The organism is Burkholderia sp. Ac-20344 (assembly GCF_017104975.1).
GTDB lineage: Bacteria > Pseudomonadota > Gammaproteobacteria > Burkholderiales > Burkholderiaceae > Burkholderia.
In genome coordinates this window covers 12,609-35,274 of sequence record NZ_JAAGPP010000100.1, presented here as the reverse complement: position 1 = coordinate 35,274, position 22,666 = coordinate 12,609, and the positions used below count along the sequence as shown (strand labels likewise).

At 69.1% G+C, this 22,666-nt stretch carries 21 protein-coding genes and 1 pseudogene; 8 read left to right on the top strand and 14 right to left on the bottom strand.

Going from position 1 to position 22,666, the window contains the following annotated elements; all coding sequences use genetic code 11:
* Positions 1–31 precede the first annotated feature (31 nt).
* The 8 genes from G3N64_RS26565 (at position 32) to G3N64_RS26530 (ending at position 7,729) form a co-directional block, all read left to right on the top strand.
* Complete coding sequence (locus G3N64_RS26565; RefSeq protein WP_205786567.1) at positions 32–538, top strand: RDD family protein; 507 nt, start codon at positions 32–34, stop codon at positions 536–538.
* A gap of 225 nt (positions 539–763) precedes the next feature.
* Positions 764–1,702 carry a UDP-2,3-diacylglucosamine diphosphatase gene (locus G3N64_RS26560; protein WP_205786566.1) on the top strand — a complete coding sequence of 313 codons (939 nt, stop codon included), beginning with the start codon at positions 764–766 and terminating at the stop codon, positions 1,700–1,702.
* 30 nt (positions 1,703–1,732) lie between these two features.
* Positions 1,733–2,767 (top strand): glycosyltransferase family 1 protein, encoded by a 1,035-nt coding sequence (locus G3N64_RS26555; RefSeq protein WP_205786565.1) that lies wholly within the window; start codon positions 1,733–1,735, stop codon positions 2,765–2,767.
* A complete protein-coding gene (locus G3N64_RS26550) occupies positions 2,764–3,300 on the top strand; it encodes a diacylglycerol kinase (RefSeq protein ID WP_205786564.1) in 537 nt (178 codons plus the stop codon). Before G3N64_RS26555 ends, G3N64_RS26550 begins: the two co-directional genes overlap by 4 nt.
* Before the next feature lie 205 nt (positions 3,301–3,505).
* Complete coding sequence (locus tag G3N64_RS26545) at positions 3,506–4,249, top strand: TetR/AcrR family transcriptional regulator (protein ID WP_205786563.1); 744 nt, start codon at positions 3,506–3,508, stop codon at positions 4,247–4,249.
* Complete coding sequence (locus G3N64_RS26540) at positions 4,246–4,827, top strand: TIGR00730 family Rossman fold protein (RefSeq protein WP_205786562.1); 582 nt, start codon at positions 4,246–4,248, stop codon at positions 4,825–4,827. The genes G3N64_RS26545 and G3N64_RS26540 overlap by 4 nt, the downstream gene beginning before the upstream one ends.
* A 19-nt stretch (positions 4,828–4,846) precedes the next feature.
* Complete coding sequence (locus G3N64_RS26535; RefSeq protein ID WP_205786561.1) at positions 4,847–5,608, top strand: SDR family oxidoreductase; 762 nt, start codon at positions 4,847–4,849, stop codon at positions 5,606–5,608.
* 228 nt (positions 5,609–5,836) lie between these two features.
* Entirely contained in the window at positions 5,837–7,729 is a 1,893-nt protein-coding gene (locus G3N64_RS26530; protein ID WP_205786560.1) for a glycosyl transferase, read from the top strand.
* Between the two features lie 177 nt (positions 7,730–7,906).
* Here the strand turns inward: G3N64_RS26530 and G3N64_RS26525 are convergent, their stop codons facing one another.
* The 14 genes and pseudogenes from G3N64_RS26525 to G3N64_RS40245 all read right to left on the bottom strand — a co-directional run bounded on the left by G3N64_RS26525 (position 7,907) and on the right by G3N64_RS40245 (position 22,652).
* Positions 7,907–8,524, bottom strand: a complete 618-nt coding sequence (locus tag G3N64_RS26525; protein ID WP_205786559.1) for a DUF924 family protein — start codon at positions 8,522–8,524, stop codon at positions 7,907–7,909.
* Positions 8,521–9,253, bottom strand: a pseudogene (locus tag G3N64_RS26520) (alanyl-tRNA editing protein). The gene G3N64_RS26525 and the pseudogene G3N64_RS26520 overlap by 4 nt, the downstream one beginning before the upstream one ends.
* Positions 9,254–9,358: 105 nt before the next feature.
* Entirely contained in the window at positions 9,359–9,769 is a 411-nt protein-coding gene (locus tag G3N64_RS26515; protein ID WP_205786558.1) for a group II truncated hemoglobin, read from the bottom strand.
* A 42-nt stretch (positions 9,770–9,811) separates the two neighbouring features.
* The gene (locus tag G3N64_RS26510) at positions 9,812–12,427 is read right to left on the bottom strand and encodes an FtsX-like permease family protein (RefSeq protein WP_205786557.1); all 2,616 of its coding nucleotides are present in this window, start codon (positions 12,425–12,427) and stop codon (positions 9,812–9,814) included.
* Positions 12,424–13,041: a DUF4126 domain-containing protein gene (locus G3N64_RS26505; RefSeq protein WP_205786556.1), complete on the bottom strand. Its 618-nt coding sequence runs from the start codon at positions 13,039–13,041 to the stop codon at positions 12,424–12,426. The genes G3N64_RS26510 and G3N64_RS26505 overlap by 4 nt, the downstream gene beginning before the upstream one ends.
* Before the next feature lie 216 nt (positions 13,042–13,257).
* Complete coding sequence (gene sugE / locus G3N64_RS26500) at positions 13,258–13,578, bottom strand: quaternary ammonium compound efflux SMR transporter SugE (protein ID WP_034184858.1); 321 nt, start codon at positions 13,576–13,578, stop codon at positions 13,258–13,260.
* 145 nt (positions 13,579–13,723) lie between these two features.
* Complete coding sequence (locus G3N64_RS26495; protein WP_205786555.1) at positions 13,724–14,008, bottom strand: DUF333 domain-containing protein; 285 nt, start codon at positions 14,006–14,008, stop codon at positions 13,724–13,726.
* 158 nt (positions 14,009–14,166) lie between these two features.
* Positions 14,167–14,865, bottom strand: a complete 699-nt coding sequence (kdpE, locus tag G3N64_RS26490) for a two-component system response regulator KdpE (RefSeq protein ID WP_205786554.1) — start codon at positions 14,863–14,865, stop codon at positions 14,167–14,169.
* Positions 14,858–17,701, bottom strand: coding sequence for a DUF4118 domain-containing protein (locus G3N64_RS26485; protein ID WP_205786553.1), 2,844 nt, complete (start codon positions 17,699–17,701; stop codon positions 14,858–14,860). The genes kdpE and G3N64_RS26485 overlap by 8 nt, the downstream gene beginning before the upstream one ends.
* A gap of 164 nt (positions 17,702–17,865) precedes the next feature.
* Positions 17,866–18,447 (bottom strand): potassium-transporting ATPase subunit KdpC, encoded by a 582-nt coding sequence (gene kdpC / locus G3N64_RS26480; protein ID WP_205786552.1) that lies wholly within the window; start codon positions 18,445–18,447, stop codon positions 17,866–17,868.
* A 25-nt stretch (positions 18,448–18,472) separates the two neighbouring features.
* On the bottom strand, positions 18,473–20,584 hold the full coding sequence (gene kdpB, locus G3N64_RS26475; protein ID WP_205786551.1) for a potassium-transporting ATPase subunit KdpB: 2,112 nt from the start codon (positions 20,582–20,584) through the stop codon (positions 18,473–18,475).
* A gap of 54 nt (positions 20,585–20,638) precedes the next feature.
* Positions 20,639–22,444 carry a potassium-transporting ATPase subunit KdpA gene (kdpA, locus tag G3N64_RS26470; protein ID WP_205786550.1) on the bottom strand — a complete coding sequence of 602 codons (1,806 nt, stop codon included), beginning with the start codon at positions 22,442–22,444 and terminating at the stop codon, positions 20,639–20,641.
* Complete coding sequence (gene kdpF, locus G3N64_RS26465) at positions 22,441–22,533, bottom strand: K(+)-transporting ATPase subunit F (protein ID WP_006752209.1); 93 nt, start codon at positions 22,531–22,533, stop codon at positions 22,441–22,443. The genes kdpA and kdpF overlap by 4 nt, the downstream gene beginning before the upstream one ends.
* Entirely contained in the window at positions 22,530–22,652 is a 123-nt protein-coding gene (locus G3N64_RS40245) for a hypothetical protein (protein WP_256976802.1), read from the bottom strand. The genes kdpF and G3N64_RS40245 overlap by 4 nt, the downstream gene beginning before the upstream one ends.
* Positions 22,653–22,666 lie beyond the last annotated feature (14 nt).

Sequence of the window (22,666 nt, the reverse complement as noted above, 5' to 3'; positions counted from 1 at the left end):
ACCCTCGCTGTTCAAGGGCTCCTGAGCGGCCGTGGCGAACGCCTGCGCACCCGAAACCCCGGCCGCCGCGCCGTCCGTGCGGCGGCGTCTCGCCGCACTGCTCTACGAAGGCGTGCTGCTGTTCGGCGTGGTGTTCTTCGCCGGGCTCGCGTTCAGCCTCGCGACGCAGCAACGCAACGGCCTCGTCCATCACAACCTGCTCGCCGCCTGGATCGCGCTCGTGGTCGGCGCGTACTTCGTCTGGTTCTGGACGCACGGCGGCCAGACGCTGCCGATGAAGACCTGGCGGCTGCGGCTCGAATCGTCGCGCGGCCGGCCGCTGACCGCCGGCCACGCGCTCGTCCGCTATGCACTCGGCTGGCTGTGGTTCCTGCCGCCGCTCGCACTGCACCCGCTCCTCGGCCTGTCGGTGCCCGTTACGCTCGCGCTCACCGCCGCGTGGATCGCCGTGTGGGCCGGCGCCGCCCGGCTGCATGCCGGCCGCCAGTTTCCGCACGACCGGATCGCACGCACGCGCGTCGTCGCGATGCCACGCTGACGCGCCGCATTCGCCTGACGAACGCACCTCGCCGGGGCGACTCCCGCCCGGCCCGACAGCCCTGCCAGACAACGATCGAACGTTCCGTACGGCAGGTTACGCAACGTCGCGTCATTCACTGCTAAACACCCTGCAGCGGGCGTAATAAGAACGTCTTGTGACTGTCACGGCACAGTCACGCCCGCATGGCGGAATGCCGGTAATGTCAACCGGCGCGAGTCATGCATGGGCCAGAAAACGTCCGCGACCTCCCTGTTCCGTCACCCCATCGGCGCCCGCGCCGCCACCGCCTTCCTGTCGGGTTCTGCCGCAACCGACGGGCTGGTGTCGCAAGAACCGCCGGCCGGGCACGCTACGCAGCATGGCGACCCGGACTCGTCTGCTCATCGCTACCGCACCATCTGGCTGTCCGACATCCACCTCGGCTCGAGCGGCTGCCAGGCGCCGTACCTGCTCGACTTCCTGCGCCACAACGATTCGGAGTACCTGTACCTCGTCGGCGACATCATCGACGGCTGGCAGCTGAAGAAAGGCTGGTACTGGCCGCAGGCGCACAACGACGTCGTGCAGAAGATCCTGCGCAAGGCACGCAAGGGCACCCAGGTCGTCTACATCCCCGGCAACCACGACGAAGGGGCGCGGCAGTTCTGCGACCTCGCATTCGGCGACATCCAGGTGCGCGGCGAGGCGTTCCACACGACGCTCGCGGGCAAACGTTTGTGGATCGTGCACGGCGACCTGTTCGACGGCGTGATCCAGCACGCGAAATGGCTCGCGTACCTCGGCGACACGCTCTACACGCTGATCCTCGTGCTGAACCGCTGGTTCAACCGGATCCGCAGCCGGCTCGGCTTCCAGTACTGGTCGCTGTCGCAGTACCTGAAGCACCAGGTCAAGAACGCCGTCAACTTCATCTCGCAGTTCGAGACCGTGATGACCGACGAGGCGCGCCGCCGCGGCTGCGACGGCGTCGTGTGCGGCCACATCCACAAGGCGGAGATCCGCGACATCGACGGCGTGCTGTACTGCAACGACGGCGACTGGGTCGAAAGCCTGTCCGCGCTTGTCGAAACGATGGAAGGCGAACTGAAGATCGTCTACTGGACGGTGATGCGCACCGCACCGTCGGAGACCACGTCGCGCAAGGCCAAGGCCACTGCCTGACACAACCCGCACTTACAGGACAAAGCCGCGATGAAGATCATGATCGTCACCGACGCGTGGGAACCGCAGGTCAACGGCGTCGTGCGCACGCTGAAGAGCACGTCGCGCGAACTCACTGCGCTCGGCCACCGCGTCGAACTGCTGACGCCACTGGAATTCCGCACGATCCCCTGCCCGACCTACCCCGAGATCCGCCTGTCGATCCTGCCGTACCGCAAGCTGCGCGCGCGGATCGATGCATTCGCCCCCGATGCGCTGCACATCGCGACCGAAGGCCCGCTCGGGCTCGCCGCGCGGCGCTATGCGCGTTCGCGCAAGCTGCCGTACACGACCGCGTACCACACGCGCTTTCCGGAATACGTGCAGGCGCGCTTCGGCATCCCGCTTGCCGCGACCTACCGCTTCCTGCACTGGTTCCACGGCCCGTCGCTCGCGGTGATGGCGCCGACGCCGGTCGTCAAGCAGGACCTCGAGAAATTCGGCTTCACGAACGTCGTGCTGTGGACCCGCGGCGTCGATCTCGACGTGTTCCGGCCAATGGAATCGAAGGTGCTCAATACCGCGCGGCCGATCTTCCTGTACGTGGGCCGCGTCGCGATCGAGAAGAACGTCGAGGCGTTCCTGCGTCTCGACCTGCCCGGCTCGAAGTGGGTCGCGGGCGAAGGCCCCGCGCTCGCGGAGCTGAAGTCGCGCTATCCGGAGGCGAACTATCTCGGCGTGCTGTCACAGACCGAGCTCGCGAAGGTGTATGCTGCGGCCGACGTGTTCGTGTTCCCGAGTCGCACCGACACGTTCGGCCTCGTGCTGCTCGAGGCGCTTGCCTGCGGCACGCCGGTTGCCGCGTATCCCGTGACGGGCCCGATCGACGTGCTCGGCGAAGGCGACGCCGGCGCGATGCACGAGGACCTGCAGGAAGCCTGCCTCGAGGCGCTGAAGATCGAACGCACGACTGCGCGCGCGTGGGCCGAACGCTTCTCGTGGCGCGCGGCATCCGAGCAGTTCGCATCGCACCTGAAGCCGCTGCCGAAGACCGCGTACTCGCCCGCCGAAGGTGCCGCCGTTTGAAACGAGACCTGAACGACAAGACCCCGCCCCCCGGCGCCACGCCGCAACGGCACCGCCCGTTCGACGAGGAAGAGCCGCACGCCGACGCGGACGTGCACGCGCACGAACCGCTCGGCCCCGACGATCGGCTGACGCCGCTGCCGCCGAACCCGTACAAGCGCCACCGCGGCATCACGCGCGCCTGGTACGCGCTCAAGCATTCGCTGAACGGCTTTCGCGTCGCGATCCGCGAGGAGAGCGCGTTTCGCCAGGAACTCACGCTCGCCGCGCTGATGCTCCCGATCGGCGCGTTCGCACCGGTGCCGGCCGCGTCACGGGCGCTGCTGATCGCGTCGGTGCTGCTCGTGCTGATCGTCGAGCTGCTGAACTCGAGCGTCGAGGCCGCGATCGACCGCATCTCGCTCGAGCGCCACGAACTCTCCAAGCGCGCGAAGGACCTCGGCAGCGCAGCCGTGACGGTCGCGCTGTTCGCATGCGTGACGACATGGGGCTTCGTGCTCGGCCCGGTCGTCGCACGCTGGCTCGGTTTCTAGAAAGCCGCCCCGCGGACACCCGGCGCACCGTCCGCGTGCGGCGCTGCACCATGGGCCGCACGGGGCTGCGATCACGAAATGCCCCGATGTGGCGAAACCCCGGTTTATAATCGTCCGCTAGACATAGAACAGCAACCCGCGCCGGACGAATCACGCAGCATCGATTGCAGCGCCCGCCAGTCCGGCACACACAGGGCCGGACGACATGGAAGCGAAACCTCCCCGCCGCACCCGCGAACGGATTCTCGAGTTGTCGTTGAAACTCTTCAACGAGATCGGCGAGCCGAACGTCACGACCACGACGATCGCCGAGGAAATGGAAATCAGTCCAGGCAACCTGTACTACCATTTCCGCAACAAGGACGACATCATCAACAGCATCTTCGCGCAGTTCGAGCAGCAGATCGAACGGCGGCTGCGCTTTCCCGAAGATCATCGTCCAACGATCGACGAAACCTGGTCGTACCTGCAGTACATGGCCGATTTCATGTGGACCTACCGGTTCCTGTATCGCGACCTCAACGACCTGCTCGCCCGCAACCGCACGCTCGAGACGCACTTCAAGCAGATCATCAGCCACAAGGTGCGCTTCGCGCGCGAGATGTGCGAACTGCTCGTGTCCGACGCAGAGATGGTCGCGACGCCCGCCGAGATCGAGGTCATCGCCACCAACATGGCCGTCATTTCGACGTACTGGCTGTCGTATCAGTACGTGATGCATCCGCGCAAGTACAACGACCAGGACGCGATCCGCGAGGAACTGCACCAGGTCAGCATGCATGTGATCTCCGTGATGGCACCGTACCTGCGCGGCCGCTCGCGCCAGCTGTTCGACGACCTGGTCTCCGGCAAGCTGCCGAAGCGCCAGTTCACCGACTACCTGCCGCCGCGCGACGGCTCGCCGCGCCCAGCCGGCAGCCCGGTCGCCATCAAGGATTCCAAGCAATGAAGGCAGTTTGTGTTTACTGCGGCTCGTCGCCAGGCGTGCGGCCCGTCTATGCCGACGCCGCGCGCGCATTCGGCCGCGCGCTCGTCGGCGCGGGCCTCACGCTCGTCTACGGCGGCGGCCGTGTCGGCCTGATGGGCGTGATCGCCGACGAAGTGATGGCGGCCGGCGGCCATGCGGTCGGCGTGATCCCCGAACTGCTCGTCGACAAGGAAGTCGGCCATACGGGGCTGTCGGAACTGCACGTCGTGCCCGACATGCACCACCGCAAGAAAATGATGGCCGACCTCTCCGACGCGTTCGTCGCGATGCCCGGCGGCGCCGGCACGCTCGAGGAGCTCTTCGAGGTCTACACGTGGGCGCAGCTCGGCTATCACCGCAAGCCCGTCGCGCTCTACAACATCGATTCGTTCTACGATCCGCTGATCGCGCTGCTGCGCCATACGGTCGACGAGGGCTTCATGCGTCCGGCCTATTTCGACGCACTGTGCGTCGAATCGGAACCTGTCGAACTGATCGAGCGACTACGTCGCTACCAGCCGCCCGCCACCGACAAATGGGCGCCCGACGCAGCCAAGTAAACTTCACCGGAACCCGTCGATGACCGCACCGTCCGAGCGCAAGGCCGTCCTCATCACCGGCGCAAGCCGCGGCATCGGCCGCGCGACCGCCGTACTCGCGGCCGAGCGCGGCTGGGACGTCGGCATCAACTACACGCGTGACGCGGCGGCGGCAGAACTCACCGCGCAGGCGGTCCGCGACGCGGGCGGCCGTGCGTGCGTCGTCGCGGGCGACGTCGCGAACGAAGCCGACGTCGTCGCGATGTTCGACACCGTCGCGGCCGCATTCGGCCGCTTCGACGCGCTCGTCAACAACGCGGGCATCGTCGCGCCGTCGATGCCGCTCGCCGACATGCCGGCCGACCGGCTGCGGCGGATGTTCGACACCAACGTGCTCGGCGCGTACCTGTGCGCGCGCGAAGCCGCGCGCCGGCTGTCCACCGATCGTGGCGGCCGCGGCGGCGCGATCGTCAACGTATCGTCGATCGCCTCCCGGCTCGGCTCGCCGAACGAATACGTCGACTACGCGGGCTCGAAAGGCGCGGTCGACTCGCTGACGATCGGCCTGGCGAAGGAACTCGGCCCGCACGGCGTGCGCGTCAATGCGGTACGCCCCGGCCTGATCGAGACCGAAATTCACGCGAGCGGCGGCCAGCCGGGCCGCGCGGCCCGCCTCGGCGCGACGACGCCGCTCGGCCGTGCGGGCGAGGCGCAGGAGATCGCCGAGGCGATCGTCTGGCTGCTCGGCGACGCGGCGTCCTACACGACGGGCGCCCTGCTCGACGTCGGCGGCGGCCGCTAACCTGACGCGCGGCGCAACAAATCCGCCGCCGGAAACACCCAGTCGTCACGGCACCACAAATCTCCACAATTTCGCGACGATTTCGGTAAACAACCGTAATAGTTCCGTGCTCTACTAGCGGGCAGTCAGACAGGCGTCATCAACGTCTGTTCTTTGCCGCCTTGATGCGGCCCTTAATGGTCCGGCCCATGTCGCCGGACCGGCTCGACTCGACCCGAGATCTTTTCCATGCCTGGAACCGCAGCGCCCAGCCGGCGACGCACGCCCGTGCCCGCCTCGGCCGCGCACACCCGCTCGTCTGCCGAGACCGACGTCACCGCGACGCTCGACGCCGCCGGCACCCCCATCGCGTCATCGCTCCCCTCCGCCAGCACCACGCGCGATCGCTCGCTCCTGCTCGGCTGGCGCGCATGGCTGTTCGTCGCCGCGCTGGTGTGCGCGTACACGCTGCCGGGCGTGCTCGGCCACGATCCGTGGAAACAGGACGAAACCTACACGTTCGGCATCATTCAGCACATGCTCGAGACCGGCGACTTCGTCGTGCCGACCAATGCCGGCCTGCCGTTCATGGAAAAGCCGCCGCTTTACGCGTGGGTCGCGACCAGCCTCGCCTGGCTGCTGCAAAGCGTGATGCCGCTGCACGACGCGGCGCGGCTCGCAAGCGCGCTGTTCGCCGCGCTCGCATTCGGCTTCATCGCGCGCGCGGCGCGCGTCGCCAGCCGCGCGGACGCCTGGTTCGACCTGCGCGTGATCGGGCCGGTCGTGCTGAGCGCGGGCACGCTCGTCGTCATCAAGCACGTGCACGACATGATGACGGACGTCGCGTTGTTCGCGGGCACGGCAATGGCGTTCTGCGGGCTGCTCGAACTCGTGATGCAGCACGTCGCGCGCGCGCAGCAGATGCGACACGGGCTGCCGGTGCGTCCGGCGAACCGCTGGGCCGCGCCGATCCTTGGCGCGGGCGTCGGCGTCGCACTGATGACGAAGGGGCTGTTCGTGCCGCTCGTGTTCGCGGCCACGCTCACCTGCACGCCGGTGATCTACCCGGCCTGCCGCACCCGCTCGTTCGCACGCGCGCTCGGCGTCGCCGCGCTCGTGTTCGCGCCGTTCGCCCTGATCTGGCCGACCGCGCTGTTCCTGCGCTCCGAAACGCTGTTCATGGCGTGGTTCTGGGATAACAACGTCGGCCGCTTCTTCGGTTTCTCCGTCCCCGAACTGGGCGCGGAAAACGACAAGCCGTTCTTCATCCTGCGCGCGTTCCTGCTCGTCGGCTTCCCGGTCGCGCCGCTCGCGATCGCCGCACTCGCACGCGGTGCGTGGCGCGACTGGCGCACGCCGCGCGTCGCGCTGCCCGTCCTGTTCGCCGGCATCGGGCTCGCCGTGCTGCAAGTGTCCGCGACGTCGCGCCAGCTCTACATCCTGCCGTTCTTCGCGCCGCTCGCGCTGGTCGCCGCGCAGGCGATCGAACGCCTGCCGCGCCGCTTGCATCTCGCATGGGATTACCTGAGCCGGATCCTGTTCGGCACGGCCGTCGCGCTCGCCTGGGCGATCTGGGCGGTGATGGCCGATCCGGCCGCGTCACGTGCGGACCTCGCGCTGCTCGGCCGCTGGCTGCCGCTCGACTGGACGATGCCAATCGAACCCGCGCTCGTGATCGGCGCGCTCGCGCTGACGGTCGGCTGGCTGACGCTCCTGCCGAAGCTGCGCACGACGGGCCTGTGGCGCGGCGCGCTGTCGTGGGGCGCCGGCGCACTCGTCGCATGGGGACTCATTTACACGCTGCTGCTGCCGTGGCTCGACGTTGCAAAGAGCTACCGCTCGGTGTTCGACGACCTGAACGCGCATCTCGCGCTCGAATGGAACGACGGCGACTGCATGGCGAGCCTGCACGGGCTCGGCGAATCGGAAGCGCCGATGCTGTACTACTTCTCCGGCATCCAGCACACGCCGATCAATGATGCGACGACGACGCGCTGCACCTGGATGATCGTCCAGGGCGTACGGGCCGTCGATCCGGCGCCCGGCAGCGAATGGAAACTGTTCTGGACGGGCGCCCGCCCGGGCGACAACGACGAACTGCTGCGCGTGTACATGCGCACGCCCGAACGGCCTCTGCAGTGATGCAGGGCGGCACGGCGTGCTTGCCTTCATTTGGGGGGTGGAGCGGTTAGCTCCGCCGCCTGAGCAGCGAACAACCGCCGGGAAATGCGCACCGCCGACCGGTGTCCCCGGCCGACGCGACGGCCGCGCGACTCGGCGGGCCCGCCCCCTCCCCTTGTCACGCGGCCGCCCGGACCTTCAGAACGAGGAACCGGGCTCGCGAAGAAACGCCGACTCTTCGTCGGTCGAGGCACGACCGAGAATTGCGTTCCGGTGCGGAAAGCGGCCAAAGCGCTCGACGACGGCCGCGTGCAGCAACGCGAAGCGGTGATAACTCTCGCACCCTGCCTCGTCGCGGATGCCCGCGCACAGGCGCACGGCCTCGCGCTGGCTCTCGACCGACTCGTCATGCTCGAACGGCAGATACGCAAACGCGCGGTGATGTCCGCTCGGCAACTGCGCATCCCAGCCGGCCGCGACGATGCGGCGCGCAAGCCCGAGCGCCTTCGGATCGGCGGCAAACGCGCGCGGCGTACCACGATGGATGTTGCGCGAGAACTGGTCGAGCACGACGATCAACGCAAGCGCCCCCGACGGCGAGCCTGCCCAGTGATCGCATGCGCCGTCGCACGCGGCGTCGAGCAGTGCGCCGTAGCGCGTGCGCAGCACGTCGTCGAACGCCGCGCCGCCGTTGAACCAGACCTTGCGGTTTTGCCCGAATTCGGCCGAGCCCGGCTCGCCGAACCAGAAATCCAGAATCTCCCGCGCTTGCGGATCCAGCGCCGCTGCGCTCGCGTGAGTGGTGTCGATCGTCATGCAAACTCCAGTACGACGCGCCGGGTGCGCGCGCTCTTCTTTTCCAGTTTCGCTACCCGCAGTTCGCCGACTTCGGACGTGTTGCGCACATGCGTGCCACCGCACGGCTGCAGGTCGACCTGCTCGATGCGCAGCAGCCGCACGCGGCCGAGGCCCATCGGCGGCTTCACGCTCATCGTGCGCACGAGGTCCGGCCACTCGGCCATCTCGTCGTCGGTGATCCATTCGGTCGTAACCGGGTGCGCGCCGACCACCAGGCCCGCGAGGCGTCGCTCGACATCGTCGCGGTCGATCGCGTCGGACGTCGCGAAATCGAGCCGCACGTAGTCGGCCGTCACGCTACAGCCGTCCACCGCGTAGGGCAAATACCGCGCACATCAGGTGCGCGGCCGTATGCAGGCGCATGTGCCGGTAGCGGCGCAGCCAGTCGATCTCCGCGACCACGCGCGTGCCGGGCGCGAGCGCCGCGACGCTCGCCTCCTGCCCCGGTGCGGGCACGTGCACGGCATCGTCGGGGGTCGCACCGTCGAACCTGGCCTTGCGCGTATCGGCAATCGCGATCGTGCTGCCGTCGGGCAGCGTCAGCGTGCCGGTGTCGCCGGCCTGGCCGCCGCCGAGCGGATAGAACACGGTGCGGTCGAGCCGGATGCCGTCGTCGCCGACGGCCAGCACGACCGCGTCGCATTGGGTGAGGTACGCGTCTTCGCGAAACAGCGCTTGTGTCGTCATCGGGCGAGCCTCGTATCGATTGGGGGAAGCGGCTAGTGTCGCGCCGCGCGGCGCACGCGCCCAGACGCAGATCGTTCCGCGCGCGGGCGGCGGCGTACCGGTCGATCAACCGGGCCGGTTGCGCATCCAGTCGGCCGTGTCGTAGAACGAATGCATGAGCCGCTCGCGCAGCGGCTCGGGCAACCCGATGTCGTCCATCGCCCACGCCATGCAGCGCAGCCACTGGTCGCGCTCGACCGACGCGATCGGGAACGGCAGGTGCCGCGCGCGCAGCCGCGGATGGCCGAACCGGCTGATGTAGTGGTCGGGACCGCCGAGCCACCCGCACAGGAACCAGAACAGCTTGTCGCGCGAACCGTCGAGCGATGCCGGGTGAATCGCGCGAATCTGCGCGAACTCGGGCTCGAGGTCCATCAGGTCGTAAAAGCGGTCCACCATTTCGCGCACGCGGGCTTCGCCGCCCACGAGCTCGAACGCCGTCGGCTGCGACGGCGCATCGTCATTCACATCGGTCATACGGATAGTCGGAAAACGGGATCTTCGGGGCCGCCGCGACGCTCATGCGTCGCGCAGCGACTGCAGCGCGGGGCGCCGCAACACATTATGCAGGCTCAGCCAGCCGGCCGCACCGGCGCACACGACGCCGGCCGCGATGCCGGCCGGCACGAGCCACGGATCGACGGCGAGCTGGAAGTCGAACACGCGTGACGCGAGCACCCAGCCGACCGCGATCGCGCCCGCCGACGCCAGCGCACCGGCCAGCGTGCCGACCACGACGAACTCGGCACGCTGCACCGCGCTCACCTGCGCGCGCGACGCGCCGAGCGCACGCAACAGCGCGGCCTCGCGCACACGTTCGTCGCGCGTGCCGGCAAGCGCCGTGTACAGCACGAGCACGCCGGCCGCGAGCGTGAACGCGAACAGGAACTGCACCGCACCGACCACCTGCAGCATCATCCGCTGCAACTGCGCGAGGATCGGCGCGACGTCGATCGCGGTCAGGTTCGGGTAGCGCGCGATCAGCGGATCGAGCAGCGCGGCGTCCGACGCCGGCAAATGGAAGCTCGTCAGGTAAACAGCCGGGAAATCCTTCAGCACCGGCGGCGGCATCAGCACGAAGAAGTTGACGCGGAACGAGCCCCAGTCGAGCTTGCGCACGCTCGTGATCGGCGCGTCGACCGTCAGCCCCGTCACGTCGAAGCGCAGCACGTCGCCCGGCTTCACGTTCAGCGTCTTCGCGAGGCCGGCCTCGATCGAGATCTGCGGTGTAGCCGCGGTGCCGAACCAGTCGCCTTCGACGATCCGGTTGTCGGACGGCAGCTCGGTCGTATAGGACAGGTTGAACTCACGGTCGACGAGCCGGCGCGCCTCGTCGGACGGGTACGCGTCCGGATTCACCGGCTTGCCGTTGATCGCGACGAGACGGCCGCGCACCATCGGCGCGGGCACCGCGTCGCGCACGCCGTGCGCGGCCAGATAGGCCGCGACGTCGGCGCGCTGGTCGGGCTGGATGTCGATCAGGAACTGGTTCGGCGCATCGGGCGGCGTCGACTGCCGCCAGCCCGCGACGAGGTCGTTGCGCGTGATCGCGATCAGCAGCAGGCACATCAGGCCGAGCGCGAGCGCGGTGATCTGCAGCGCGCTGGCCGTGCCGCGCCGGTGCAGCGACGCGAGCGCGTAGCGCCAGCCGACGCCCGCGGCCACGCGTGCGTTGCGCACCGCGCGCGCGGCGGCAAACAGCACGAGCCGCGCGATCAGCGCGAAACCGACCAGCGCGCCGGCGAAACCGCCCGCGACGATCAGCCCGAGCTTCAGGTTGCCGGCGGCCACGATCAGCAGCCCCGCGAACAGCACGACGCCGACCGCATACGCGGCCCACGCGGTGCGCGACGCGTCGCCCCACTCGCGCCGCAGCACGCGCACCGGCGGCACGCGCGTAAGCGGCACGAGCGGCGGCAGCGCGAAGCCGAGCAGCAGCACGAGCGCGGCGCCTACACCGATCAGCGCCGGCCACAGCGTGGGGGGCGGCAACACCACGTCGATCAGGCCGCCGAGCGCGGCCAGCAGCGCCCAGTGGCCGCCGTAGCCGAGCACCGCGCCCGCGGCACCGGAAACGATCCCGATGCCGGTGAATTCGAGCGCGAACAGCGCGCCTAGCGTGCGGCGGCTCACGCCGAGGCAGCGCATCGTCGCGCAGCCGTCGAGGTGGCGCCGCATATAGCGCTGCGCGGCCATCGCGATCGCGACCGCCGCGAGCAGCGCGGTCAGCAGTGCGACGAGCGTCAGGAAGTGGCGGGCGCGATCCAGCGTCTGCCGCACCTGCGGCTGGCCCTCCTGCAACGACTCGAGACCGACGCCGCGCAGTTTGCCGCCGTCGACGCGTGCGTGCGCATACGCTTCGAAGCGCGCGACGGCCTGCTGGTCGCCGGCGACCAGCAGCCGGTATGTGACGCGGCTGCCGTAGCCCGTGAGCCCCGTCGCGGCGAGCTCGTCCGCACGCATCATCAGCCGCGGTGAAAAATTGACGAACGAAAAACCGCGATCGAGTTCGCGGGAGATCGATGCGGCGACCTTGAACGTGCGCAGCCCGACGCGCACCGTATCACCGGCCTTCAGGTGCAGCGCATCGAGCAGCGCAGGATCGGCCCACACGGTGCCGGGCGCGGGAATCTCGGCCGCCTTCCGCGCGGCGGCGGCGCCGGCCGGCAGGATCTCGACCGCGCCGCGCAACGGATATCCGGGCGACACGGCCTTCACGGCCGCGAGGCGCGAGGGCGCTGCGTCGGTCGCCTGCCCGCCCGTGGCGGACGCGATCATGCTCGGGAAGATGGCGGTCGTCGCGGTACGCAGGCCGAGCGCACGGGCCTGCCGGTCGAACGACGGATCGACGGGGCGATCGCCCCGCACGACGAAATCGGCGCCGAGCATCTGGCGCGCGTCACGCTCGAGCCCCTGGCGCAGCCGGTCGGCGAGGAAACCGACGCTCGTCAGCGCCGCGACCGCGAGCACCAATGCGAGGACGAGCAGCGTCAACTCGCCCGCGCGCCAGTCGCGCGCGGTCATGCGTGCGGCCTGGCGGATCAGGTCGCGCAGACCGAAGCGGCCGGCATGCGCGGGCACCTCATGGCCGGGTTGCCCGGCCGGCGGCTGCGCCGCGTGTTGCCGCCCCTTCAATCGCGTTTCCCCCCGATCGAGTTCAGGCGCGACACCATGTGGTTCGCCATGCCGCGAAAGCCGCCCGAGACGCCGCGCCACAGGCGCGGGAGCGCCCACGCCGAAGCCGCGATGAAAGCGGCGAGCAGCACGAGGAACGCGAGCGGAACGAAGAACGCGAGCGCGAGCCCGCCGACCACGAGGCCGTCCTCGGTCGACGATGCGATCCAGTTCGAAATCGGTTCGGGAGACAGGTTGATCATCGCGCGCGTGCCTGCCTTCGCCACGTGCGCGGCACCGGCGAGCGAGCCGCCGGCGAGCCCCGCGACCGCGAGCATGGTCGGATCGGCATGGCCGAGCGCGCCGGCTGCGAGGACGGCGCCGGCCGGGATGCGGATGAAGGTGTGCACGGCATCCCACAGCGAGTCGAACGCGGGAATCTTGTCGGCAAGGAATTCGGTGACGGCGAGCACGGCTGCGGCGCCGATAACCCACGGCGACATCAGCACGGCCAGCGTGTCGGGCAAGTGGAGCCAGCCGAACCGCGCCAGCACGCCGGCGATCAGCACCGTCAGGTACAGGCGCAGGCCGCTCGCCCACGCGAGCCCCGCGCCGAGCGAAATGGCTTCGATCATGGCCCTCTCCTTGCACTTTCCGTGCGCTTTGCCGATTGATCGGATCGGGTCGGGTCGGAAAAACCGGCCGCGCGGCGCGTGGCGACCGGCACCGCGTGCCGCGAGAAGCACGACGGTATTCAGGCCCGAATGCGTTCCATTATAGACAGGCCACGGGGGCAGCCGGCGCAATTCAGCAGTGCGGCACCCGGGCGCGGGCGCACCCGGAGGCCTTATTCAGGCAGCCGACGACAGCTTGAGGCCGATCAGCCCCGCGACGATCAGCGCGGCGCTCGCGACGCGCGCGACGGTCAGCGCCTCGCCCATCATCACGATGCCGAACACGAACGCACCGACCGCGCCGATGCCCGTCCACACCGCGTACGCGGTGCCGAGCGGCAACTGGCGCATCGCGACCGCGAGCAGCCCGAAGCTGGCCAGCGCCGTCACGATCGTAAACACCGAAGGACCGAGCTTCGTGAAGCCGTCCGACGATTTCATGCCGGCCGCCCAGGCCACTTCCAGCAATCCGGCAATCAACAACAATACCCACGCCATCTCGACGTACTCCGTATCGGATGGGGCCGTCCCCGTTGAAGCGAATGACCCGGAGTCGTCCCCGGGCGGCGCCGAGTATAACAAGATGCTTACAGACGCAACGCGTGGCCGGCAGCCGATCGGGGGCGAGATCGGCCGGGCCCGGTCAGTTCGATACGCGCTTCGGCGTGATGCCGCCGACGCAGCGGTCGTCGCGGTATAGCGCCCACTCCTCGCACACGCGGCCGTCCTCGAATACGCACATGCCGACCTGCCCGCTCGCCAGGTTGCGGATCGTGTGGCGGCCGCCGAGCTTGGCGCAATTGACCGACGCGGGATTGGCCATCGCCTGCTGGGACGACGGCGGTTGCTGCCCGGGCGGCAGCGGTTGGGCGAACGCGCCAGACGCAGCAAGCGCCAGCGCACAGATGACGACCAGACGGACGGACATTGCACGCTCCTCGTTTTCGTTCGCGGAGCGGTCAGGATAACGGGGAATGAGCGCCGGGTGTGCAACGCGCGCGTCGGCCGCGACACTGTCGCGTCGACGCAACCCTGTCGGCGTGCGACGTCACGCGCTCGTGCGCCGCTGCGGCCCGGCCAGGCCCGTCATGCGGCGCCGACGAGCCGGTAGCCGACGCCCGTCTCGGTGACGATGTACTCGGGCTGCGCCGGGTCGCGCTCGAGCTTCTGGCGCAGGTGCGCCATGTAGATGCGCAGGTAGTGGTGGCTTTCGACGTGCGACGGCCCCCACACGTCGCGCAGCAGCTGGCGGTGCGTGAGCACGCGCCCCGCGTGCCGCACGAGCGTCGCGAGCAGCCGGTATTCGAGCGGCGTCAGGTGCACGATCTCTCCGTCGCGCCACACCTGACGCATCGCGAGATCGACGGTCACGGTGCCGAAGGTCACCTTCGGCGACTCGTTCGCGCCGCCCTGGTTGCGCCGGCGCAGTTGCGCGCGGATCCGCGCGCGCAGTTCGGACACGCCGAACGGCTTGGTCAGGTAATCGTCGGCGCCCGCGTCGAGCGCCGCGACCTTCTCGTCTTCCTGCGTGCGCGCGGACAGCACGATCACCGGCACCTCGGACCAGCCGCGCAGCTCGCGGATCACGTCGAGGCCGTCGGTATCGGGCAGGCCGAGGTCGACGATCACGAGATCGGGCTTGCGCGTCGCCGCGTCGATCAGCCCCTGCTTGCCCGTCTCGGCCTCGTACACCGCAATGTCCTCCTCCTCGAGCGCGGCGCGCACGAAGCGGCGGATCTGCTTTTCGTCCTCGATCAGGACGACGGTCAGGCTGGGTTCACTCATGGTCTGGCATTGACTCGGATGGGGACGATGCACCCGGCACATCGGGTTCGTCGTCGGATACGGCGGGCGCGGCCGGCGGCGTCTCGACCGGCAGCGTGAACCAGAAGCGCGCGCCCGTCACGTGGCCGTCGGGCGCGGTGCGGTTGAGCGCGCCGATTTTACCGCCGTGCGCCTCGACGATCGCGCGGCAGATCGCGAGGCCGAGGCCGATGCCCGGCGTCGCCGATTCCTTCTCGCCGCGCGTGAACTTGTCGAAGATCCGCGTTTCCATGCCGGCCGGCAGGCCCGGGCCGTGATCGTCGACGTACACGCGCACGAACGGCAGCCCGTCTTCGGTCGCGCGCTCGGCGCCGATCTCGAGCGGCGTATCGGGCGGCGTGTACTTCGCCGCGTTCTCGAACAGGTTGGTGAACAGGCGCTCCATCAGCACCGCGTCCATCTGCAGGAGCGGCAGGTCGGCCGGCAGTACGACGCGCGCGGGATGGCGCGCAAGCACGCGCTTGCATGCGGCGAGTGCGGCGCCGACGGTTTCCTCGAGCAGCGACCACTGGCGCTTCAACTGCAGGCTGCCGGCCTGCAGCCGCGCCATGTCGAGCAGGTTCGTGACGATGCCCGTCATCCGCAGCGCCTCGTCGTGGATCGCGTCGACGAGTTCGCCCTCGCGCTGCGCGAAGCGTTCGGCCGCCGCCGCGTCGCCGCCCTGCGCGGCCGCGCGCCCGTTCGCGAGCATCGACGAGAAGCCGACGATCGTCGTGAGCGGCGTGCGCAGGTCGTGCGAGATCGCCGACAGCAGCGAGTTGCGCAGCCGCTCGGATTCCATGCTCACCAGCGCGTCGCGCGCGATCTCCACGTAGTGCACGCGTTCGAGCGCGAGCGCGATCTGCGCGGCGAATGCGTCGAGCATCCGCTGCTGCTCCGGCACCTCGAGTTCGCGCGGCTCGCGCGACGCGACCGCGAGCACGCCGCGCGTGCGCATCGGCGCCTTCAGCGGCAGGTACAGCGCGGCCGTCGCGGGCAACGTATCGGTGCCGCGGCCGGCCGGCTTCTGCTGGTCGTACACCCACTGGCCGACGTCGCTGTCGAGATCGGCGCCCGTCAGCGTGACGGCCGCATCGGGCTCCTCGATCTTCTGCCGCACCTTGTCCGCGCTGTCCGGCAGCAGGAACGCGACGCGCGCGCGGAACACCTCGCCCACGTGGCGGCTGCCGATCTCGACGATCTGCTCGGTCGTCAGCGCGGCGCCCAGCTCGCGCGCCATCGCGTAGATCGCGCCGGTGCGGCGCTCGCGGCGCTGCGCAACGCTCGCCTGGCGCGTCAGCGTCGACGTCAGGTGACTGATCACGAGCGACGTCAGCAGCATCCCGAAGAAGGTCAGCAGGTACTGCGTGTCGCTGACCGAGAACGACATGCGCGGCGGCACGAAGAAGTAATCGAACGCGGCCACCGACAGGAACGACTGCAGCACGCCCGGGCCGCGCCCGAGCCGCACGGCCGAGAACACGACGCCGAGCAGGTACAGCATCACGAGGTTCGTGAGGTCGAGCCGCTCGGACACGAGACTCGCGACGACCGTGATCGCCGCGCAGATCGCGGCCGCGTACGCGTAGTGCCGCGGCGGCGAGCGGTGCGTGCCGAACTGCGCGAACGCATCGCGCCAGTCGCGCGCACGCGCGTCGAGCGGCGCGGCGCGCGCCTCGTCGCTCGCGGACGCACGGATCAGCATCAGGTCGACGTCGCCCGCTCGTTCGGCGAGCTGTTCGCCGAACGGCCGCGCGAACCGGCGCACGAGCCCGGCCTTCGGCGAGCCGCCCGCGACGATCTTCGACACGTTGCGCACCTTCGCATAGCCGATCAGCGCGGCGACCGCATCGGCGCCGGCGAGCGTGGCCGTCTCCGCGCCGAGTTCGGCCGCGAGCTTCAGCGCGTCGAGCGTGCGCTGCCGTCGCGCGTCGGGCAGCCGCTGCAAGCGCGGCGTCTCGACATAGACGGCGATCCAGTCGGCCTTCAGGCTCGCGGCGAGCCGCGCGGCCGCGCGCACGAGCGTCGGCGCCTCGGGGCCGGGACCGACGCACACGAGCAGCCGCTCGCGCGCCTGCCAGATGCGCTGGATCGAGCGGTCGGCGCGGTACTCGCGCATCTGCGCGTCGACGCGATCGGCCGTGCGCCGCAGCGCCAGTTCGCGCAGCGCGATCAGGTTGCCCTTGCGGAAGAAGTTGCGCACCGCGCGCTCGGCCTGCTGCGCGAGGTAGACCTTGCCGTCGCGCATCCGCTCGAGCAGTTCCTCGGCCGGCAGGTCGACGAGCGTGACTTCGTCGGCCGCGTCGAACACGCGGTCGGGCACCGTCTCCCACACGCGAATGCCGGTGATCGCGCCGACCACGTCGTTCAGGCTTTCGAGGTGTTGGACGTTGACGGTCGTGTAGACGTCGATGCCCGCGTCGAGCAGCTCGTACACATCCTGCCAGCGCTTCAGGTGCCGCGCGCCCTGCACGTTCGAATGCGCGAGCTCGTCGACGAGAATCAGTTGCGGCTGGCGCGCGAGCGCGGCGTCGAGATCGAATTCGGCGAGCGTGCGGCCGCGATAGTCGATGCGTGCGAGTGGCAGCACGTCGAGGCCGTCGAGCAGCGCGGCGGTTTCGCTGCGGCCGTGGGTCTCGACGATGCCGACGACGACGTCGACGCCTTCCTGCTGGCGCTGGCGCGCGGCCTGCAGCATCGCGTAGGTCTTGCCGACACCGGCCGATGCGCCGAAGAAGATCTTGAGCTGGCCGCGCCGCTGCTTTTCTTCGTCACGCTGCAGCTTGTCGAGGAGTTGGTCTGGATCGGGACGATTCATGCGTCAGAAAGGCGGAGCGCCCGGATGCGCGCGAGTACGAGCATTGTTGTTCCAAATCGCCGCAAAAGGCAAAGACGGCGCATGCGCCGTCGGAAAAGGACGCGCCCGGCGCGGATCGGGCCGCGCCGGACGCCGGTTGCCGCGCCGGAAGCCCGGACGCGCGGTCAGTGCGCGGCCTGCGCCGCGTCGAGCGCGAGGTTCAGCTTCAGCACGTTCACGCGCGATTCGCCGAGCACGCCGAACTGGCGGCCCGTCGTGTTCGCGGCGACGAGCTGCGCGACCGCGTCGGGCGCCAGGTTGCGCGCCTTCGCGACGCGCTCGACCTGGTACGCGGCGGCGGCCGGCGTGATCTCCGGATCGAGGCCGCTCGCCGACGCCGTCACGAGGTCGACCGGCACGGGCTTCGACATGTCGGTGCCCGCGTCGCGCAGTGCGGCGATGCGCCCCTTCACCTGGTCGGCGAGCGACGGGTTCAGCGGGCCGAGATTCGAGCCGCCGGAGCCGGACGCGTTGTACGGCATCGGCGACGTGGCCGACAGCCGCCCCCAGAAGTACTTCGGCGCATCGAACGGCTGGCCGATCAGCGCGGAGCCGACCGTCTTGCCGTCCTTCCCGATTAGGCTGCCGTTCGCCTGCGACGGGAACACGGCCTGGCCGAACACGGTCATCACGGCCGGGTACGCGAACCCCGTCACCGCGGTCAGCACGACAAAGATCACGACGAGCGGACGAATCAACGTTTTCATGATGTTTCCTTCAAGTACGGCCGGCTCAGGCCCAGCCGAGCGCAGCCAGCGTCATGTCGATCAGCTTGATGAACGGGAACGGCAGCAGCACGCCGCCGAGGCCGTACACCAGCAGGTTGCGGCGCAGCAGCGACGCGGCGCCGAGCGGCCGGTACGTGACGCCCTTCAGCGCGAGCGGGATCAGCGCGACGATGATCAGCGCGTTGAAGATCACCGCCGACAGGATCGCCGACGCCGGCGACGTCAGGTGCATGATGTCGAGCACGCGCAACTGCGGATACGTCGTCACGAACGCGGCCGGGATGATCGCGAAATACTTCGCGATGTCGTTCGCGATCGAGAACGTCGTCAGCGACCCGCGCGTCATCAGCATCTGCTTGCCGATCTCGACGATCTCGATCAGCTTCGTCGGGTTCGAGTCGAGGTCGACCATGTTGCCGGCCTCCTTCGCGGCCTGCGTCCCGGTGTTCATCGCCACGGCGACGTCGGCCTGCGCGAGCGCCGGTGCGTCGTTGGTGCCGTCGCCCGTCATCGCGACGAGGCGGCCGGCCGCCTGATGTTCGCGGATCGTCGCGAGCTTGGTTTCCGGCGTCGCTTCCGCGAGGAAATCGTCGACGCCCGCTTCCGCCGCGATCGCCGCGGCCGTCAGCCGGTTGTCGCCCGTCACCATCACGGTCTTGATGCCCATCTTGCGCAGTTCCGCGAAGCGCTCCTTGATGCCGCCCTTCACGATGTCCTTCAGCTCGATCACGCCGAGCACGCGGGCCGCGCCTTCATGCAGGTCGGCCACGACGAGCGGCGTGCTGCCGCGGCGCGCGACTTCGTCGACCGCGCGGCGCACTTCTTCCGGGAAGCGGCTGCCGTGCGTCTCGACGTAGCGGCGGATCGCATCGGCCGCACCCTTGCGGATCTCGCGGCCGGGCACCCCGGAGGACGTCCCGTTGGGGGACAGGTCGACGCCGCTCATCCGCGTCTGCGCGGAGAAGCCGATGAACGTCGCGTGCAACTGCCCCATGTCGCGCTGGCGAATGTTGAAGCGCTCCTTCGCGAGCACGACGATGCTGCGGCCTTCCGGCGTTTCGTCGGCAAGCGACGACAGTTGCGCGGCATCGGCCAGCGCTTCCTCGGTCACGCCCGGCGCCGGCACGAACGTCGATGCCTGGCGGTTGCCGAGCGTGATCGTGCCGGTCTTGTCGAGCAGCAGCACGTCGACGTCGCCGGCCGCCTCCACCGCGCGGCCCGACGTCGCGATCACGTTCGCCTGCATCATCCGGCTCATCCCGGCCACGCCGATCGCGGACAGCAGCCCGCCGATCGTCGTCGGGATCAGGCACACGAGCAGCGCGACGAGCGCGGTGATCGTCACGACGTGGCCGGCCTTCATCGCTTCGACCGAGAACATCGAGAACGGCAGCAGCGTCGCGGTCGCGAGCAGCATCACGATCGTCAGCGCGACGAGCAGGATCGTCAGCGCGATCTCGTTCGGCGTCTTCTTGCGCTTCGCGCCTTCGACCATCGCGATCATCCGGTCGAGGAACGCCTCGCCGGGGTTCGCCGTGACCTTGACGACGATCCAGTCGGACAGCACGCGCGTGCCGCCCGTGACCGACGAGAAGTCGCCGCCCGACTCGCGGATCACCGGTGCGGATTCGCCGGTGATCGCCGATTCGTCGACCGACGCGACGCCATCGACCACCTCGCCGTCGGCCGGGATCACGTCGCCCGCTTCGACGAGCACGACGTCGCCCTTGCGCAGCTCGGTCGCGGTCGTGATGCGGATCGGCGACTTCGGATGCGGCTCGTTGAGCTTCTTCGCCATCACGTCCTTCTTCGCGCTGCGCAGCGACGCGGCCTGCGCCTTCGAGCGCCCTTCGGCGAGCGCTTCGGCGAAGTTCGCGAACAGCACGGTGAACCACAGCCACAGCGCGATCGCGAGGATGAAGCCCGCAGGCGCCTCGGCCTGGCCGGCGAGCGCCGCGATCCACAGGATCGTGGTCAGGATGCTGCCGACGTACACGCAGAACATCACCGGATTGCGGAACTGCGTGCGCGGCGTGAGTTTCTTGAACGAGTCCACGATCGCCGGGCGCAGCAGCGCCGGATCGAACATGGACCGTGTTGCGGAATGTTGAGTCATTGCGATCTCTTCAATCTCTTGAGTCTTTTCAAGGTGTCGCCATGCGGGCGCGCATCACGCGCCCAGCCACATCATCAGGTGCTCGACGCCCGGGCCGAGCGCAAGCGCCGGCACATAGGTCAGCGCGCCCACCAGCAGCACGGTGCCGAGCAGCAGCACGACGAACAGCGGACCGTGCGTCGGCAGCGTGCCGCTCGTCACCGCGATGCGCTTCTTCGCGGCGAGCGAGCCGGCGATCGCCAGCACCGGCACGATCGTGCCGAAGCGGCCGAACCACATCGCGATCGCGGTCATCCAGTTGTAGAACGGCGTGCCGACCGTCAGGCCCGCGAACGCGCTGCCGTTGTTGTTGGCGGCCGAGCTGAACGCGTACAGGATTTCCGAGAAACCGTGCGGGCCCGGGTTCGCGATGCCGGCCTTGCCCGCATCGGCGAGCACGGCGATCGACGTGCCGACCAGCACCAGCAGCGGCGTGAGCAGCACGACGATCGACACCATCTTCATCTCGTAGGCCTCGATCTTCTTGCCGACGTATTCCGGCGTGCGGCCGATCATCAGGCCGGCGACGAACACCGCGAGCAGCGCGAACACGAGCATCCCGTAGAGGCCCGAGCCGACCCCGCCGTAGACCACCTCGCCCAGCTGCATCAGCAGCATCGGCACGAGGCCGCCGACCGGCGTCAGCGAATCGTGCATCGTGTCGACCGCGCCGCACGACGCAGCCGTCGTCGCGACCGTGAAGATGCCGGTCTGCGCGATGCCGAAGCGCGTTTCCTTGCCTTCCATGTTGCCGCCCGGCTGCAGCGCGCTCGCCGACTGGTCGACGTGCAGCGCGGCGAGCGTCGGGTTGCCGCCCTGCTCGGCGCTCACCTCGATGCCGATCGCGATCACGAACGCGACCGTCATCGCCGCGAGCACGGCGATACCCTGCCGGCGGTCGCCGATCACGCGGCCGAACACGAGACACAGCGCGGCCGGGATGATCAGGATCGAGAAGATCTGGACGAAGTTTGCGAACGGCGTCGGGTTCTCGTACGGGTGCGCGGAGTTCGCGTTGAAGAAGCCGCCACCGTTGGTGCCGAGCATCTTGATCGCTTCCTGCGACGCGACCGGGCCCATCGCGAGCGTCTGCTTCGTGAGCGGAGTCGGCACCGTCACCGCATTGCCCTTGTCGTCCTTCACCGGATTGCCCTGCGCGTCGAGCTTCGGCGCCGCATAGGTGCTCGCCTGCAGCACCGGCACGTCCTCGTACGCCTTCATGTTCTGGATCACGCCCTGGCTCATCAGCAGCCCGGCGACGATCATCGACATCGGCACGAGCACGTACATCGTCACGCGCGTGAGGTCGACCCAGAAGTTGCCGATCGTCTGCGCGGTATGACGCGCGAAGCCGCGGATCAGCGCGATCACGACGACGATGCCGGTTGCCGCCGACAGGAAGTTCTGCACGGTCAGGCCGAGCATCTGCGTCAGGTAGCTGACGGTCTGCTCGGGCGAATAGTCCTGCCAGTTCGTGTTGGTGACGAAGCTGACGGCCGTGTTGAACGCGCCGTCGACCGTCATCGCGCCGAACTGCTGCGGGTTGCCGGGCAGGACGCCCTGCAGGCGCAGCAGGCCGTAGAGGAACAGTGCGCCGAGCGCGTTGAACGCGATCGTCGCGATCGCGTACTGCTTCCAGTTCATCTCGCTGCCGGCGTCGACGCCGGCGATGCGGTACAGCGCGCGCTCGAGCGGCCTGAATACGCGCACGACACGCGCGCTGCCGTCCATCACCGCGGACAGGTAGCGCGCGACCGGCACGGCCGCCGCGAGCAGCACGACGACGAAGAGCACCGTCTGAAAGAGATTGTTCGCGTTCATTCGATGTCCTCCGCGCGCAGCAGCGCAAAGACGAGATACGCGAACAGCAGGGCCGTCGAGGCGCCCGCCAGCCAAAGCATCCAGGTCATGCCCGCCCCCCGCGACCGTATTGCACGAGCTTGTCGCAACCGGCAACCAAGCCGAGGATCAGCGCGGTGAAGAGCACCAGTGCGCCGATGAAAACCCCATCCATTTTTCTGTTCTCCATCGTCGAAATCAGAC

Coding starts and splice junctions, on each gene's coding strand:
- G3N64_RS26560 (WP_205786566.1), top strand. CDS start 764: ATGGGCCAGAAAACGTCCGCGACCTCCCTGTTCCGTCACCCCATCGGC.
- G3N64_RS26555 (WP_205786565.1), top strand. CDS start 1,733: ATGAAGATCATGATCGTCACCGACGCGTGGGAACCGCAGGTCAACGGC.
- G3N64_RS26545 (WP_205786563.1), top strand. CDS start 3,506: ATGGAAGCGAAACCTCCCCGCCGCACCCGCGAACGGATTCTCGAGTTG.
- G3N64_RS26540 (WP_205786562.1), top strand. CDS start 4,246: ATGAAGGCAGTTTGTGTTTACTGCGGCTCGTCGCCAGGCGTGCGGCCC.
- G3N64_RS26535 (WP_205786561.1), top strand. CDS start 4,847: ATGACCGCACCGTCCGAGCGCAAGGCCGTCCTCATCACCGGCGCAAGC.
- G3N64_RS26530 (WP_205786560.1), top strand. CDS start 5,837: ATGCCTGGAACCGCAGCGCCCAGCCGGCGACGCACGCCCGTGCCCGCC.
- G3N64_RS26525 (WP_205786559.1), bottom strand. CDS start 8,524: ATGACGATCGACACCACTCACGCGAGCGCAGCGGCGCTGGATCCGCAA.
- G3N64_RS26515 (WP_205786558.1), bottom strand. CDS start 9,769: ATGACCGATGTGAATGACGATGCGCCGTCGCAGCCGACGGCGTTCGAG.
- G3N64_RS26505 (WP_205786556.1), bottom strand. CDS start 13,041: ATGATCGAAGCCATTTCGCTCGGCGCGGGGCTCGCGTGGGCGAGCGGC.
- sugE (WP_034184858.1), bottom strand. CDS start 13,578: ATGGCGTGGGTATTGTTGTTGATTGCCGGATTGCTGGAAGTGGCCTGG.
- G3N64_RS26495 (WP_205786555.1), bottom strand. CDS start 14,008: ATGTCCGTCCGTCTGGTCGTCATCTGTGCGCTGGCGCTTGCTGCGTCT.
- kdpE (WP_205786554.1), bottom strand. CDS start 14,865: ATGAGTGAACCCAGCCTGACCGTCGTCCTGATCGAGGACGAAAAGCAG.
- G3N64_RS26485 (WP_205786553.1), bottom strand. CDS start 17,701: ATGAATCGTCCCGATCCAGACCAACTCCTCGACAAGCTGCAGCGTGAC.
- kdpC (WP_205786552.1), bottom strand. CDS start 18,447: ATGAAAACGTTGATTCGTCCGCTCGTCGTGATCTTTGTCGTGCTGACC.
- kdpB (WP_205786551.1), bottom strand. CDS start 20,584: ATGACTCAACATTCCGCAACACGGTCCATGTTCGATCCGGCGCTGCTG.
- kdpA (WP_205786550.1), bottom strand. CDS start 22,444: ATGAACGCGAACAATCTCTTTCAGACGGTGCTCTTCGTCGTCGTGCTG.
- kdpF (WP_006752209.1), bottom strand. CDS start 22,533: ATGACCTGGATGCTTTGGCTGGCGGGCGCCTCGACGGCCCTGCTGTTC.
- G3N64_RS40245 (WP_256976802.1), bottom strand. CDS start 22,652: ATGGAGAACAGAAAAATGGATGGGGTTTTCATCGGCGCACTGGTGCTC.